Origin of the sequence: Defluviitalea raffinosedens, from assembly GCF_016908775.1 — a bacterium.
Lineage (GTDB): Bacteria > Bacillota > Clostridia > Lachnospirales > Defluviitaleaceae > Defluviitalea > Defluviitalea raffinosedens.
Genome location: NZ_JAFBEP010000004.1, coordinates 132,190 through 147,996, shown reverse-complemented (window position 1 = coordinate 147,996; position 15,807 = coordinate 132,190). Strand labels below are relative to the sequence as shown.

General features: G+C 34.8%; 13 protein-coding genes and 1 other annotated feature. Of the genes, 12 read left to right on the top strand and 1 reads right to left on the bottom strand.

What is annotated here, in order from left to right:
* Positions 1–12 precede the first annotated feature (12 nt).
* On the bottom strand, positions 13–204 hold the full coding sequence (locus JOD07_RS05035) for a spore coat associated protein CotJA (protein WP_243429248.1): 192 nt from the start codon (positions 202–204) through the stop codon (positions 13–15).
* A gap of 201 nt (positions 205–405) precedes the next feature.
* On the opposite strand from JOD07_RS05035, the gene era reads away from it, so the two are divergent.
* The 12 genes from era to dnaG all read left to right on the top strand — a co-directional run bounded on the left by era (position 406) and on the right by dnaG (position 15,787).
* Entirely contained in the window at positions 406–1,311 is a 906-nt protein-coding gene (gene era, locus JOD07_RS05030; RefSeq protein ID WP_158738900.1) for a GTPase Era, read from the top strand.
* Positions 1,312–1,370: 59 nt separating this feature from the next.
* Positions 1,371–2,726, top strand: a complete 1,356-nt coding sequence (mgtE, locus tag JOD07_RS05025; RefSeq protein ID WP_158738901.1) for a magnesium transporter — start codon at positions 1,371–1,373, stop codon at positions 2,724–2,726.
* A 102-nt stretch (positions 2,727–2,828) separates the two neighbouring features.
* Entirely contained in the window at positions 2,829–2,990 is a 162-nt protein-coding gene (locus JOD07_RS05020; RefSeq protein ID WP_158738902.1) for a YqzL family protein, read from the top strand.
* A 1-nt stretch (position 2,991) separates the two neighbouring features.
* Positions 2,992–3,744, top strand: coding sequence for a DNA repair protein RecO (gene recO / locus JOD07_RS05015; protein WP_204612592.1), 753 nt, complete (start codon positions 2,992–2,994; stop codon positions 3,742–3,744).
* A 48-nt stretch (positions 3,745–3,792) separates the two neighbouring features.
* Positions 3,793–3,973: a binding site (T-box leader), on the top strand.
* A gap of 57 nt (positions 3,974–4,030) precedes the next feature.
* Positions 4,031–5,413 (top strand): glycine--tRNA ligase, encoded by a 1,383-nt coding sequence (locus tag JOD07_RS05010; RefSeq protein WP_158738904.1) that lies wholly within the window; start codon positions 4,031–4,033, stop codon positions 5,411–5,413.
* A 191-nt stretch (positions 5,414–5,604) separates the two neighbouring features.
* A complete protein-coding gene (gene ppdK / locus JOD07_RS05005) occupies positions 5,605–8,250 on the top strand; it encodes a pyruvate, phosphate dikinase (protein ID WP_204612590.1) in 2,646 nt (881 codons plus the stop codon).
* 489 nt (positions 8,251–8,739) lie between these two features.
* Positions 8,740–9,687, top strand: a complete 948-nt coding sequence (locus JOD07_RS05000; protein ID WP_158738906.1) for a TAXI family TRAP transporter solute-binding subunit — start codon at positions 8,740–8,742, stop codon at positions 9,685–9,687.
* The gene (locus tag JOD07_RS04995) at positions 9,687–10,205 is read left to right on the top strand and encodes a DUF1850 domain-containing protein (protein ID WP_204612588.1); all 519 of its coding nucleotides are present in this window, start codon (positions 9,687–9,689) and stop codon (positions 10,203–10,205) included. Before JOD07_RS05000 ends, JOD07_RS04995 begins: the two co-directional genes overlap by 1 nt.
* Before the next feature lie 63 nt (positions 10,206–10,268).
* Positions 10,269–12,218 carry a TRAP transporter permease gene (locus JOD07_RS04990; protein WP_201800562.1) on the top strand — a complete coding sequence of 650 codons (1,950 nt, stop codon included), beginning with the start codon at positions 10,269–10,271 and terminating at the stop codon, positions 12,216–12,218.
* Positions 12,219–12,356: 138 nt separating this feature from the next.
* Positions 12,357–13,367 carry a deoxyguanosinetriphosphate triphosphohydrolase gene (locus JOD07_RS04985; protein WP_204612586.1) on the top strand — a complete coding sequence of 337 codons (1,011 nt, stop codon included), beginning with the start codon at positions 12,357–12,359 and terminating at the stop codon, positions 13,365–13,367.
* 11 nt (positions 13,368–13,378) lie between these two features.
* Positions 13,379–13,825 carry a YaiI/YqxD family protein gene (locus JOD07_RS04980; protein WP_158738909.1) on the top strand — a complete coding sequence of 149 codons (447 nt, stop codon included), beginning with the start codon at positions 13,379–13,381 and terminating at the stop codon, positions 13,823–13,825.
* 150 nt (positions 13,826–13,975) lie between these two features.
* Positions 13,976–15,787: a DNA primase gene (gene dnaG / locus JOD07_RS04975; protein ID WP_158738910.1), complete on the top strand. Its 1,812-nt coding sequence runs from the start codon at positions 13,976–13,978 to the stop codon at positions 15,785–15,787.
* Positions 15,788–15,807 lie beyond the last annotated feature (20 nt).

The following is a 15,807-nucleotide window of genomic DNA, read 5'->3' as shown; positions in this document are numbered from 1 at the left end:
GGGTGACCTCCTTCACTGATTTTTCCTATTATATGGTTGATAAAGATTAGCGAAAAGGGTACCTTTCATTAAAGCTTCATTTAGCGGGAATAAGCGTTCATAGGGTTGATCAGGAACGTAAGCTCTTGCCAGTTTAACATCTTTTGGCATATACATAGGCATGGGAATATGTTTTGGCATATGCTTAGGATTAGGCATATTCATTCTGCATGCACTCCTTTAAAATCATTTTTTATATATTTTATACATTTATGGTAATAAATGTGAGTGAATATGCTGTATCTTTTATTCAGTAGAAGTATTTCAATTTTCTTGTCAAATCAAAGATTATATATTAAATTTAATATGCTATTTAAAAAAAGATATAAGCCATACTATTGATATAGATTAAAAGGAGGAATGAACTTGAAATCAGAATTTCGTTCAGGATTTGTAACAATTATAGGAAGGCCCAATGTAGGAAAATCTACTCTCATGAATCACCTGGTGGGTGAAAAAATAGCGATTATGTCGGATAAACCTCAAACGACCAGAAACAGAATCCAAAGTATTTTGACCAGAGATGATTTTCAAGTGGTATTTATTGATACTCCAGGTATTCATAAACCAAAACATAAGCTTGGGCACTATATGGTAAAAGTAGCGGAAACTACCTTGAATGAAGTGGATATTGTACTTATGTTGGTAGAACCGACTCCCCATATAGGACAAGGGGATCGTTATGTGATCTCCGAACTTCAAAAGGTAAAGACGCCTGTTATTTTAGTGATTAACAAAATTGATACTGTGGAGAAGCAAGCTCTGTTAGAAGTCATTGAAGCTTATAAAAATGTATATAACTTTGCTGAAATCATTCCTATATCTGCCTTTACAGGAGAAAATTGTGACAGGCTTCTTGATGTTATTCGTGAAAGACTTCCTAAAGGCCCTCAGTACTTTCCTGCTGATATGATTACAGATCAGCCAGAAAAACAACTGGTAGCAGAATTGATTCGGGAGAAGGCTTTACATTTACTGCAACAGGAAATTCCCCATGGCATTGCAGTCGAAATTGAAAGCATGAAGAAAAGGGAAGATCAGGATATTGTTGATATCAATGCAGTAATATATTGTGAAAGGGATTCTCATAAGGCAATTGTTATTGGTAAGCAAGGTTCTATGTTAAAGCAAATTGGCAGCAGATCAAGAATCGATATAGAAAGGTTGTTAGGTTCTAAAGTTTTCCTTGAGCTATGGGTGAAAGTCAAAAAGAACTGGAGAGATGACGATTTCTTATTAAAAAATTTCGGATTCGATCCAAAATCTATTTGAAAATGAATAGTCTCTATATTACAATAAAATCGTAGACGCAATGAAGTGGGGTGAGAAAAATGGAACAGCCAAATTTGTTGGATGAGATTAAAAATTTAATTCAGAATTCAGCCAGTAAGGAGCTAATATACAGGATAGAAGAACTCCATCCAGCTGATATTGCAGAAATACTGCTCGATTTAAATGAGTCAGAGCAGAAGTATTTATTTAAGCTGTTACCCCATGACACAGCAGCAGAAGTTTTAAATGAAGTAGACGGAGATACTTTTGCAGCAATACTTGAAAATTTGACTGCAGAAAAAACTACAGAAATTCTTGATGAAATGTCCTTAGATGATGTCGCGGATATTCTTGGTGAGTTATCCGAAAGTGAACAGACAAAAATTATAGAATTATTTGACCATGAAGATGCTGCAGATATTCGCGACTTAATGCACTACAGTGAAGATACTGCTGGTGGTATTATGACCACCGAATTTGTCTCTGTTAGAGAAGATATGACCATAAGTCAGGCAATAGAAGCACTACGAAACATGGAAAGTGAAGCAGAAACGATCTATTACGTCTACGTAACAGACTATATTGGTACTTTAGTAGGTGTTTTGTCTCTTAGGGAAATTATAATGAGCAAACCAGACCGACTTGTGTCTGAGGTTATGCAAAGTAATGTCATCTATGTAAATGTTAATATGGACCAGGAAGAAGTTGCTAAAGCAGTAGCGAAATATGACTTGCTTGCCATACCTGTTGTGGACAATGAAACTATTCTTCAAGGAATTATTACAGTAGATGATATTCTGGATGTTATTGAAGAAGAAGCGACGGAAGATATTTTCAGGATTGCAGGTACTGGCGAAGTTGAATACGATGAAAATGACAGTACTGCCAGTCATCTGGTATCTTCTGTAAAATCAAGACTGCCATGGTTGATGGTTACCTTGGCAGGAAGTTTTATTACTGGGGCAGTTATTACAGGGTTTGAAAGTCAAATCAGCCAAAATGCCGCATTAGTAAAATTCATGCCGGCTTTAACGGGAATGGGTGGAAACATCGGTACTCAATCTTCTACATTGACTGTACGAGGAATTGCAACCGGAAGAATTAACAGCAAGGAAATTTCAAAAAATTTATTAAGAGAAGCGTTAGTTGGTATATTTATTGGAGCCATTTGTGGCCTTGCAACGAGTCTGGTTGCTGGCATCGTTTTTTCGCAGCCCCAATTAGGACCAGTTGTAGGGATTTCTATGGCCGCTAATATGTTAACTGCTTCTACGATAGGAACATTGGCTCCGCTGATTTTTAAGAACATTGGTATTGATCCTGCGGTTGCTTCAGCACCATTTATTTCAACAACGATAGATATTACAGGAAACATCATTTACTTTACATTAGTAAAATTAATGGCAGGAATTTAATAGTATTTTGTCAAGGGATGTAACACTGGTAAGTTTTTTGCAGTATATAAACAAGCTAAGAGGATACCCTAATAATACAAATCTAAAATAGGGGGACTCGATATGCTTGAAAAAATTTTTTGGGATGTTTTTCAAAAAACAGGAAATATAGAGGCTTATCTTGCTTTAAAAGAATGTACTCATTGCAACGAAGAAGCATCTAAAGAACTGGTTCCTCAAACAGATAAATTAAAGGTTGAAAATAAATCGAAGAAAGATGAATAAAATGGAACATATTAAATCAAAAGGAATAGTCCTAAAGGAAATCAATGTAGGAGAAGCAGATAAAATCCTTAAGATATTTACTAAGCTTAAGGGTAAAATATCTGTTTCTGCAAAAGGCGCAAGAAAAAGTAAAAGTCGTTTAACCGCCGGAACACAGATGTTTTCCTATTGTGACTTTTTAATACATCAAGGGAAAAATTATAATATTATACAGCAATTAGAGGTTATTCATACATTTCATGGCATACGGGAAGACATTATAAAATTGACGTATGCCTCCTATTTTTTTGAACTTCTGGATTCTGTACTTGAAGAAGAACAAGTTAATGAAGATCTTCTCCTACTGACTCTAAAGACCCTTTCTGTTTTAGAAAAAACCAACAGAAACCCAAAATTAATTGCTAAAATATATGAGTTAAGATTAATGGCTTCGATTGGTTATATGCCTGAAATGTTTCAATGCGTCAATTGTGGAGGACAAGAAGACATTCATCGATTTAGTTCAAGGCTTGGAGGAATTTTGTGTAACGACTGCAGTAACAAAGATCATTATTCTCATAAAATGTCCAGAGGGACATGGTATACCATTCAGTACATATTATCTTCTGATTTATCTGAGCTTTTTAAATTTGATCTGGATGAAAAGATCTTAGAGGAATTGGATAAAATTACTCAAAGTTATTTGGCATATCATATAGAAAAAAGTTTTAAAACTTTAGATTTTTTGAGGGAAGTTCAAAATAATTATGAGTAATCCGTATTGACAAAGTTTAAGGAATTTGTTAGATTAATTTTAATTTAATACTCTGCGATGAGAAAGAAGAGTAGCTAAATAGATTTGTATAGCGAGTCGGAGATGGTGGAAGTCCGATCAATATATTTAGTGAAGGGAGCTTTCGAGCAGATGAAGGTTTAACAAGGTGGATGTGTTTTCACATCAACAAGGGTGGAACCGCGGAAGCATAAAGTCTTTCGTCCCTTATGGGATGAACAGGCTTTTTTTGTTGCACAAATATAATTTCATAATGGAGGTAATAAGAATGGAAAAGACTATGGAAAAAATAGTTGCTTTAGCAAAAAATAGAGGATTTGTTTATCCTGGATCAGAGATTTATGGAGGATTATCTAATTCATGGGATTACGGTCCTCTGGGTGTTGAACTTAAGAACAACATAAAAAAAGCATGGTGGAAAAAGTTTATTCAGGAAAGCCCATACAATGTGGGAGTGGACTGTGCTATTTTAATGAACCCTCAAGTATGGGTAGCTTCAGGGCATGTAGGAGGATTTAATGACCCTCTTATGGATTGTAAGGAATGTAAAGAAAGATTCAGAGCTGACCAACTGATAGAAAATTATGCAAAAGAAAACGGAATACAGATTTCTGTTGATGGTTGGGAAAACTCTAAAATGAAACAGTACATTGATGAAAATCATATCCCTTGCCCCAGTTGTGGATCAACCAATTTTACCGATATCAGGCAATTTAATTTAATGTTTAAAACTCATCAGGGTGTTACGGAAGATTCTAAAAGTGTTGTTTATTTGCGCCCGGAGACAGCTCAAGGCATCTTTGTTAATTTCAAAAATGTTCAAAGAACTACTAGAAAAAAAATACCTTTTGGTATAGGACAAATCGGGAAATCCTTCAGAAATGAAATTACTCCCGGAAACTTCATATTCCGTATCAGAGAATTTGAGCAGATGGAATTAGAATTTTTCTGTGAACCAGGAAAAGATTTAGAATGGTTTAATTATTGGAAAGATTTTTGTAAGCAATGGCTTTTGAATTTAGGCATTAAGGAAGAAAATATGCGTATTAGGGATCACTCCCCAGAAGAATTGTCTCATTACAGTAATGCGACTTCTGATATAGAATATTTATTTCCTTTTGGATGGGGAGAATTATGGGGTATAGCGGATAGAACCGATTATGACTTGAAGCAGCATCAAGAACATTCAGGAGAAGACTTAAGTTATTTTGATCCGAACCTGAATGAAAAATATATCCCTTATTGTGTTGAACCTTCATTGGGTGCTGACCGTGTAACACTGGCATTTTTATGTGAAGCTTATGATGAAGAAGAAATTGGAGAAGGAGATGTAAGAACAGTCCTTAGATTCCATCCAGCCTTAGCCCCTGTTAAAGCTGCAGTTTTACCTCTTTCCAAAAAACTTTCGGACTCAGCGTTTAAAATCTATGAAAATCTGGCAAAACTATATAATGTGCAATTTGACGAAAGTGGCAGTATTGGAAAGAGATACAGAAGACAAGATGAAATAGGAACGCCTTTCTGTATTACTTACGATTTTGATTCAGAAACCGATCATTCTGTAACGGTTAGAAATAGAGACACCATGGAGCAGGAAAGAATCAAGATTGAAGATTTAGAATCTTATTTAAGAGAGAAAGTGGAATTTTAAAATTTTTTAAAAATCCCTCTATGATTTTTTAGTTTTTATGATATAATTATTAATGATGTGAATAGACAAAACTTGGTAATAGATAGAGATAAAAATTACTATTTTCGTTCCATATAATTAATGAAATCAAATAACGAAAGTTTTGCTATTCTATAACAAAAGAACATTAAAATGTACAGGAGGTAATTTTCATGAGCAAGAAATTTGTTTACATGTTCAGTGAAGGCGATGCATCAATGAGAGAAATTCTTGGCGGAAAAGGTGCAAACTTAGCTGAAATGACAAAATTGGGACTACCAATTCCACAAGGATTTACTGTTTCAACAGAAGCATGTAATGAATACTATGAAAAAGGTCAAAAAATTTCTGATGAAATCGTAAAACAAATTGAAGAATCCTTAGCTAAATTAGAAGAAATTTCAGGGAAAAAATTTGGCGATACAGAAAATCCTTTACTCGTATCTGTACGTTCTGGTGCAAGAGCATCCATGCCTGGTATGATGGATACGATTTTAAACTTAGGATTAAATGACCAAGCAGTTGAAGGATTTGCAAAAGCTACTAACAATCCTCGTTTTGCTTATGATTCTTATAGAAGATTTATTCAAATGTTTTCTGATGTTGTTATGGGTATTTCCAAATCTAAATTCGAAAGAGTTTTGGATGAAATTAAAGAAGCAAAAGGTGCAGAGTACGATACTGACTTAACAGCAGAAGATATGAAAAATGTTGTTGCTAGATTTAAGGAATTATATAAGGAAGAAAAGGGAGAAGAGTTCCCACAAGATCCAAAGACTCAATTAATGGAAGCTGTTACAGCAGTATTCCGTTCATGGAACAATCCTCGTGCGATCGTATACAGAAGAATGAATGATATTCCTAGCAGCTGGGGAACTGCTGTTAACGTTCAAATGATGGTATTTGGTAACATGGGTGAAACATCTGGTACAGGAGTTGCCTTTACAAGAAACCCTGCTACAGGAGAAAAAGCGATCTATGGAGAATACCTTATCAACGCTCAAGGTGAAGACGTTGTTGCGGGTATCCGTACACCAAAGCCAATCAAAACATTAGAAGAAGATATGCCTGAAGTATATCAACAATTTGTTGAAATTGCTAATAAACTTGAAAATCACTACAAAGACATGCAAGACATGGAATTTACCATTGAAAATAAAAAATTGTATTTCCTTCAAACCCGTAATGGTAAGAGAACAGCTGCAGCTGCATTAAAGATTGCTGTAGATTTAGTTGAAGAAGGACTTATTACAGAAGAAGAAGCTTTACTTAAAGTAGATCCAAAGCAATTAGACCAATTATTGCATCCAACATTTGATGCAAAGGCATTAAAAGCTGCTAAACCAATTGGAAGAGGTCTTCCAGCATCTCCTGGAGCTGCTGCAGGTAGAGTATACTTTACTGCTGATGATGCAAAAGCTGCTAAAGAAGCAGGAGAAAGAGTTATCTTGGTGCGTCTTGAAACATCTCCTGAAGATATCGAAGGAATGGTAGCTGCTCAAGGTATCTTAACTGCTCGTGGAGGTATGACTTCTCATGCTGCTGTAGTAGCAAGAGGTATGGGAACATGTTGTGTATCCGGACTTGGTGAAATTAAAATCAATGAAGAAGAAAAATATTTCACATTAGGCGGAAGAACTTTCCATGAAGGAGATTATATTTCATTAGATGGTTCTACAGGTAATGTTTATGGAGAAGATATTCCTACTGTTGAACCTGAAATCTCTGGAGATTTCGCTAAATTCATGGGATGGGCTGATAAAGTAAGAAAACTTCAGGTTAGAACAAATGCTGATACACCAAAAGATGCTAGAATTGCAGTAGAATTTGGTGCAGAAGGTATAGGATTAACTCGTACTGAGCATATGTTCTTTGAAGAAGATCGTATTCCAAAAGTACGTAAGATGATTCTTGCTAAAACAGAAGAAGAAAGAAGAAAAGCTTTAGATGCACTTCTTCCATTACAAAGAGAAGACTTTATTGGAATTTACGAAGCTATGGAAGGACGTCCTGTAACTGTACGTCTTCTTGACCCACCATTACATGAGTTCTTACCACAAGCTGATGATGATATCAGAGAATTAGCGCAAGATATGGGTGTAACATTCGAAGAATTAAAAGCTACGGTAGAATCCTTGCATGAATTTAACCCAATGATGGGTCATCGTGGATGCCGTTTGGCAGTATCTTATCCTGAGATTGCAGAAATGCAAGCAAGAGCAATTATAGAAGCTGCTGTAATAGTTAAGAAAAACAAAGGTTATGATATCGTACCAGAAATCATGATTCCATTGGTTGGAGATATTAAAGAATTAGAATATGTTAAATCTGTAGTTGTGAAAACTGCTGATGAAATCATCAAAGAATCTGGAATTGAGTTAACCTATAAAGTTGGTACCATGATTGAAATTCCAAGAGCTGCGGTTACTGCAGACCAAATTGCAAAAGAAGCTGAATTCTTCTCCTTTGGTACAAACGACTTAACTCAAATGACCTTTGGATTCTCTCGCGATGATGCTGGCAAATTCTTAGATGATTATTATGAAAAACAAATTTATGAATTTGATCCATTTGCTAAATTAGACCAAACAGGTGTAGGAGCATTAATCCAAATTGCTGCTGAAAAAGGCCGCGCTACAAGACCTGATATTAAATTAGGTATTTGTGGAGAACATGGTGGAGATCCATCTTCTATCGAATTCTGTCATAGAATTGGATTAAACTATGTATCCTGTTCACCATACCGTGTGCCAATCGCAAGATTAGCTGCTGCTCAAGCTGCAGTATCTAATGGTCAAGTAAACCTTGGTCAAAAATAATAAAACAATAAATTTGATGTAGATCTACGTTTCGTGCAAAATCTTAAATGTTGTGATATATGATCATTTCATGTATCACAACATTTTTTTATATAATAAATAAAAAGTATCTATAAAATAAAATGGTCAATCAGGTTCAATCTGTTTTCGACAGGAAAATAGAAGCAGTGATAATTGCTGGCTTTTAAGTGAAGAGATTAAATGAAACCATAGATCATCGTTGAAAATTAGATAAAAGTTCAACAAGAAATGAACAATAGTTAGAATTGTCAATCAAATATTGAAAAAAATTTTTCAGTATGCAATTGCAAAGTCAAATTATAAATGTCAAAGCAGAATTATTATAAAAAAATATTGAGATTGCAACTAACTTAAGCGAATCTGTTGAAAAAAATTTAGTATTGTTATAAACTATTATAGTATGGATTTGAATATTTCCTTTGGTAATCATTCAGGATTCAAAATTTTTAATTTGCAGGAGGATGATTTATGAGAAAGAGTTTGTATGTTTTAGTGTCCATGGTACTGATGATTTCTTTGGTTTTATCAGGTTGTGGAGGAAAGACTACATTAAAGATGGCTACAGGCGGCACGACAGGTACATATTATGCTTATAGTGGGGCAGTATCTCAAGTGCTTAGTCAAAAAGTTAATAACTTAAGTTTTAATGTACAATCCACTGGTGCTTCAAAAGCAAATATTTATCTTGTATCAGATAAAGAAGCAGACATGGGTATCGTTCAAAATGATGTTATGTATTATGCTTATAATGGTATTGATCTTTTTGAAGGAGAAAAAATTTCTGGTTTTTCTGCTATGGCAGGACTTTATGCAGAAGTTTGTCAAATAGTATCCAAGAAAGAAATTACTTCTATTGCAGATCTTAAAGGTAAACGTGTTTCTGTAGGGGACGTTGGTTCAGGAGTAGAGTTTAATGCCCGTCAAATTCTTGAAGCTTATGATATGACATTTGATGATATTGTTGTCAGCAATTTAAGTTTTGGTGACAGTGCAACCGCATTAAAGGATGATAAAATAGATGCCTTTTTCTGTGTTGCTGGAGCACCCACAACTGCAATTGTAGAACTTGCTACTTCCAACCAAATTAATTTGCTGGAAATTGATGATGAACATGCAGCAAAATTAATTGAGAAATATCCCTTCTATACAAAATTTTCTGTTCCAGGTGGATCTTATAAAGGTGTCGATACTGATGTCCAGACTGTGGCTGTAGTGGCTACTTACATTGTTTCTGACAGTCTTAGTGAAGATTTGGTTTATAACATGACCAAAGCCCTTTTTGAAAATGCAGATGAAATTGCAAATGCGCATCCAAAGGGTGCTGAATTAAATCCTGAGTATTCAGTCTCCAGTATTTCTATACCTATACATCCAGGTGCAGAAAAATATTATAAAGAAATCGGCGTTTTGAAATAATGAAAAGAATTAATTTACTGACGGGGGCCGCAATCGTGGCTGTATTGTTTACGGTCTCCGTTATTTTATTCTTTGTTTTTTCCTCTCCATGTCTAATTTTAAAAAATAGTGACACAGGTGAAATTATCGCATCTTTTCCTGTTAATGATGGAGACGAGTTTTCTGTTACTTTTATTCATTCTGTAAATAATAGCCCGGTGACTGATGTTTATCAAATCAGGACTGGTAAAATTTATGTTGATCGAACAATTTATTATGCTTTTGGTGCAGGTGTACAGACAGAAATAGAAGAAGGACAATCTCTGGAATATGGCTCAGATGGTGCTATGATTGTCAGTGGTTTTAATAAGTTAATGGATCGTCTTTCTTATATTGTTGGGACAGTTTCTGATCATATTTTACATATTAATGGAAAGGATATTAGTTTGCGAGAACTCTGTGGAAAAAATACGACTGTTCAGTTTGTAACTGGACGAAGGTTTATATCTGTTCGAAATGATGAACCAGGTAATCAATAAATTTTAAAATACGGTTTTTGATTTGGAATAGGTATAAAAATCAAAAAATAAGGAGGATGATGTATGTCTGAAGTAAAACACACAGCCCATTCTTTAATGGAAGAAGCAGAGCAAATCGATGTAGATGCCTTAATGGCTGAATATGATCGAGAATCTAATACAAGGCATTATACTGGTGTACCCAGAAAGATTGTACGTTGTATCTTAGTTGTTTTTTCTCTGTATATATTTTATATGAATCTTTTTAGCGTCTGGCCGGAACAAATCCGCAGAACTTCTTTTGTAGGCTTTATTATTTTTATGGCCTTTGCACTTTATCCAGCGAAGAAAAAGTCTGCAAAAAGGGAAAATTATGTACCTTGGTATGACATAGTTCTTGGTATTGTAGGAGCAGCTTGTTTTGCGTATTTTATCATTAATTTTGAAACTCTTTCTGCCAGAGCAACTCGTATCACTCAATTAGATGTTATTGTTGGTGTTGTAGGATTACTTATTACTGCTGAAGTATGCAGAAGAGTAGTTGGTATTCCAATTTTGGTGGTTGCCGGCGCTTTCATTGCTTATGCTTTTTATGCAGGATATTCCTTAAAGCGTATCGTATACACATTATTTTATACCCTTGATGGGATACTTGGTACGCCTATAGGTGTTTGCTCAACTTTTATTGTATTGTTTATTATTTTAGGTTCATTTCTTGAAAAGACGAACATTGGTACTTTTTTTATAGATATGGCCAATTCCATTGCAGGGCGAGCAGTAGGTGGACCTGCCAAGGTTGCGGTTATTTCCAGTGCCCTGGAAGGAATGTACTCTGGTAGTTCTGTTGCTAATACTGTTGGTTCTGGTAGTGTTACTATTCCTGTAATGAAAAAAGCAGGATATGACAAAGATTTTGCTGCAGCGGTTGAGGCTGCTGCTTCAACCGGAGGACAAATTATGCCTCCAATTATGGGAGCAGCTGCATTCCTTATGGCTGAAATGACAGAAACAAGCTATGCTACGATTGCCTTAGCAGCAGTTTTTCCGGCAATCCTCTACTTTAGCGGTATTTTTCTAATGGTACATTTTGAAGCAAAAAAGACTGGATTAAAAGGACTTCCCAAGGAACACATTCCTAACTTTTTTAAATTGTTTTTCCAGAAAGGATATTTGTTCCTCCCCATTGTTGTATTGATTACAACGATGTCTATAGGATATACTGCATCTCGAGCTGCCTGTCTTGCCATACTGACTTCTATTGTTGTCAGTATGTTTCGGGAAGATACAAGGCTGACGCCTCAAACTTTTGTTGAAGCTTTGGAAAACGGTGCAAAAAATACCATTGGAGTTGCTGCAGCATGCTCAATAGCAGGTATTATAGTAGGAATTGTCTCCCTTACCGGTTTAGGCCTTAAGCTTGCTGATGGCTTGCTTACTTTATCAGGAGGCATTAACATTATTGCATTGTTTTTAACGATGATTGCTTGTCTTATATTAGGAATGGGTGTACCAACTACTGCAAATTATGTTATTATGGCTACCATCACTGCACCGATCATATTGAAATTGATGCCGGAAACACCGGTCCTTGCTGCACACTTTTTTGTATTTTACTTTGGTGTAGTTGCAGACATTACGCCACCAGTAGCTTTGGCAGCCTATGCAGGGTCAGCAATTTCTGGCGGAAATCCTATTCGGACTGGAGTCATTGCCACTAAGCTGGCTATATCGGCATTTATTATTCCGTATATGTTTGTACTAAATCCTGCAATGTTGATGGTGAATACTTCGCTGCCACAGATTATTCAGTTTTCTATTACATCCATGCTTGGTATGTTTGCTATTGCAGGTGGTTTAGAAGGTTTTATGAAGTCAAAACTTCCAATATGGCAGAGAATTCTGGCGGTTGCAGGTGGTCTTATGCTCATTGAACCAAGCTTGACTACAGATCTTATTGGTATTGTGATTATAGTATTCATAATTTTTATCCAATATGTTTTAAAGGGTAAGGACAAATCAGTAGAATCTGTTTAAAAGTCATTACCATTATTCCTTGTTAAAGGGATGATGGTAATTTTTTTATCAAATGATTTTGAAGGATTTTGAAAAAATGTGTAGTATATATTTAAGTATGAGGAGTGTTATAACATGTAAGAACAGGTGGTGATAACGTTGCACCTTAGAGAGATTCAAGAGAAAAGGGAGTTTGATTTTCTAAGTCCGTATGCAGTGAAAAGTAAAGAAAGCAAAGGAAGAAAATATGATGAGCCCAAATGTGATATTCGAACAGATTTTCAAAGAGATCGTGACAGGATTCTTCACTGCAAAACTTTTAGGAGATTAAAACACAAAACTCAGGTGTTTATATCTCCGGAAGGAGATCACTACCGTACAAGACTAACTCATACACTGGAAGTTGCACAGATTGCAAGGACTATTGCCCGGGCACTGTCTTTAAATGAAGACCTTACAGAAGCTATTGCTTTAGGACATGATTTAGGCCACACCCCTTTTGGACATACGGGAGAATATGTGTTAAATGAAGTATGTCCTATGGGTTTTAGCCATAGTGAGCAAAGTTTGAGAGTAGTAGAAATACTTGAACGAAACGGAAAAGGATTGAACCTTACATGGGAAGTAAGGGATGGAATTATTAACCATCAGACAAAAGGTAATCCAAGTACTTTGGAAGGAAAAGTTGTTCAAATTTCAGATAAAATCGCGTATATTAATCATGACATTGATGACGCTATAAGAGGAAAAGTATTAAAAGAAACAGATCTTCCAAAAGATTGTGTTGAAATTTTAGGGAATAGCTTTGGTGAAAGAATTAATACTATGATTATAGATGTGATCAAAAACAGTATTCATCAACCTGATATTAAAATGAGCGATGAAATAGGTAAAATGGTGAAAAAACTCCGGGCGTTTATGTTTGAACATGTATATATAGGTTCACAGGCAAAAAATCAGGAAAAAAAGGCAGAACATATTGTTGAGCAGCTGTATTATTATTTTATTAAACATCCTGAAAGTATCCCAAAAGAATTCTATTTACATTATAAATCAGGAGATGAGATGAAAGAAAGAATTGTATGCGATTATATTGCGGGGATGACGGATCGATATGCCATTAATAAATATATGGAAATATACGTACCTTCTTCGTGGAATATTCTATAGGAGATCATGTAATGGAAAATTTTAGAATTATTATTGATGGCGATAGTTGTCCCGTCTTAAAGATAATTGAAGATGTTTCAAAGGAATATAATATTAAAGCAATCGTTTTTTGCAGCTACGCACATGTTCCAAATAAGAGATTTGATATGGAATATAAGATAGTAGACTCAGCACCTCAGTCGGTAGATATGACCATAATGAATCATGTAAAAAGAGATGATATTATTGTTACTCAGGATTATGGTTTGGCTTCTCTTGTTTTATCAAAAGGAGCAAGAGCAATTTCTCCAAATGGCAATATTTATCTAAATGAGCAAATCGATTTATTACTTTATGATAGGCATTTAAATAGCGAAATAAGAAGAGCAGGTGGTCGTACAAAAGGCCCGCGAAAAAGAAATGAACTGGATAATGCTAAATTTAAAAAAAATCTGATCAAGTTGATTGAGCAGACTTAAAATGTTAAAGGTAAATTGGTTAATATAATGGTCATTATTTTTGTTTTTTTATATATTTTAAACAAATCTTTGTGAGCTTAAAGGATTTCCGAAAAATATGTCGAAACAAATATATGTATTTTGATAGGTCCAAAAAGATAGGGGAGTCCCATGTATTATTCAGAAGAAATCATTGAAGAAATTCGAAGCCAAAATGATTTGGTGGACGTAGTTTCTGAATATGTGAGATTACAAAGAAAGGGCAGTTCATATTTTGGATTATGCCCATTTCATAATGAAGATACGCCTTCTTTCTCTGTCAGCCCTGATAAGCAAATGTATTATTGTTTTGGTTGTCAGGCAGGTGGCAATGTATTTACATTTATTATGCAGATGGAGAATTTTAGTTTCGTAGAAGCGATCAAGCATTTGGCTGACAGGGCACATATTACTTTACCACAACCTGAATATTCAGAAGAAGTTCGCAAAAAGATGGAAGAAAAGCAGATTTTGCTGGATATGCATAAGGAAGCTGCTAAATATTTTTATGCAAATCTGCGCTCCTTAAGGGGCCAACAGGCCAGTGAATATTTGAATAAAAGAAAGTTAAGCAAGAACACTCAAAAGCTTTTTGGAATAGGCTATTCAAACATGGACTTTGGAGATTTATATCAATATTTACTGTATAAAGGATACGAGGAGGAGCATATTTCAAAAAGCGGATTGGTTATACCAAAGAAAAAAGGTAAAGGGTATGTGGATAGATTTAGAAATAGAATTATGTTTCCTATTTTTGATGTTCATAATCAGGTCATTGGTTTTGGCGGACGCGTGCTGGATGATAGTCTGCCCAAATATATGAATTCTCCGGATACTCCCTTATTTGATAAAAGTAAAAATCTTTATGGTCTTAATTATGCAAGAACATCTGGGAAGAATCAAATATTGATTGTTGAGGGGTATATGGATGTTATATCCTTATATCAGGCAGGATTTGAAAATGTAGTGGCTTCTCTTGGTACAGCTTTTACCTATCAGCAGGCATCTTTATTAAAACGCTATACAGGAGAAGTTGTTATAATTTATGACAGCGATACAGCAGGGACCAACGCTGCATTAAGGGCGATACCTATTTTATCGTCTGCTGGATTAAAAATAAAAGTGGTCCAAGTACCCGGAGAGAAAGATCCTGATGATTTTATTAAGCAAAACGGCCCTGAGGCATTTCAACAATTGCTTGATCATGCCATGGGGGCAGTTACTTTTCAAGTTTCGGTCTTAAGAAAAAAATATAACATTGAAGATACTGAGCAAAAAATTAAATTTACCATGGAAGTAGCACAATTACTTTCCAGGCTAGACAATGAGATTGAGCGGGATGTATATCTTCAGGAAATATCTAATGATACCAAAATTTCTACCCAGTCTATTTTGAATGAAATAAAGAAAACTCAAGAATTTCAAAGAAAAAATAGTATTAAACTGAGTAGTTATTCACAAAGACAGGAAAGTGAACTCCACGATCATTTAAAAGTAAATAATGTATTTAACAACATAGATGAGAAAAACGGATTATATAAGGCTCAAAAGAATATTCTTAATTTCCTTTATAATAATCCACTACACTATCATAAAATTAAGCCACATTTATCTTATGAAGACTTTATTGATCCAGTATTAATGAAAGTAGCTAAGCTAATTTATGAGCAGTATGATAAAGGCTTAAAAATTGAACCTGCTGTTGTGATTAATCATTTTGAAAATTTAAATGATCAAAAGCAAGTTTCTATGATTTTTCGGGACGAAAAAAGTAAAAATCAGGAATATGATATTGAAAAAGCGATAAATGATCAAATTAAATTAATAAAAAAAGCAAATATCGACATGAAAAGCAGAAATGCAACTGATATATATGAAATTCAATCTTTAATTGAGCAGAAAAAGCAGCTAGAAAAATTGTATATTAACCTTATAAGTGGTTAAAATAGTAGACAGGTGAGGAA

Bases quoted from the DNA above. Each gene is read 5' to 3' on its own strand.
- JOD07_RS05035 (WP_243429248.1), bottom strand. From the start codon at position 204: ATGAATATGCCTAATCCTAAGCATATGCCAAAACATATTCCCATGCCT.
- mgtE (WP_158738901.1), top strand. From the start codon at position 1,371: ATGGAACAGCCAAATTTGTTGGATGAGATTAAAAATTTAATTCAGAAT.
- JOD07_RS05020 (WP_158738902.1), top strand. From the start codon at position 2,829: ATGCTTGAAAAAATTTTTTGGGATGTTTTTCAAAAAACAGGAAATATA.
- recO (WP_204612592.1), top strand. From the start codon at position 2,992: ATGGAACATATTAAATCAAAAGGAATAGTCCTAAAGGAAATCAATGTA.
- JOD07_RS05010 (WP_158738904.1), top strand. From the start codon at position 4,031: ATGGAAAAGACTATGGAAAAAATAGTTGCTTTAGCAAAAAATAGAGGA.
- ppdK (WP_204612590.1), top strand. From the start codon at position 5,605: ATGAGCAAGAAATTTGTTTACATGTTCAGTGAAGGCGATGCATCAATG.
- JOD07_RS05000 (WP_158738906.1), top strand. From the start codon at position 8,740: ATGAGAAAGAGTTTGTATGTTTTAGTGTCCATGGTACTGATGATTTCT.
- JOD07_RS04995 (WP_204612588.1), top strand. From the start codon at position 9,687: ATGAAAAGAATTAATTTACTGACGGGGGCCGCAATCGTGGCTGTATTG.
- JOD07_RS04990 (WP_201800562.1), top strand. From the start codon at position 10,269: ATGTCTGAAGTAAAACACACAGCCCATTCTTTAATGGAAGAAGCAGAG.
- JOD07_RS04980 (WP_158738909.1), top strand. From the start codon at position 13,379: ATGGAAAATTTTAGAATTATTATTGATGGCGATAGTTGTCCCGTCTTA.
- dnaG (WP_158738910.1), top strand. From the start codon at position 13,976: ATGTATTATTCAGAAGAAATCATTGAAGAAATTCGAAGCCAAAATGAT.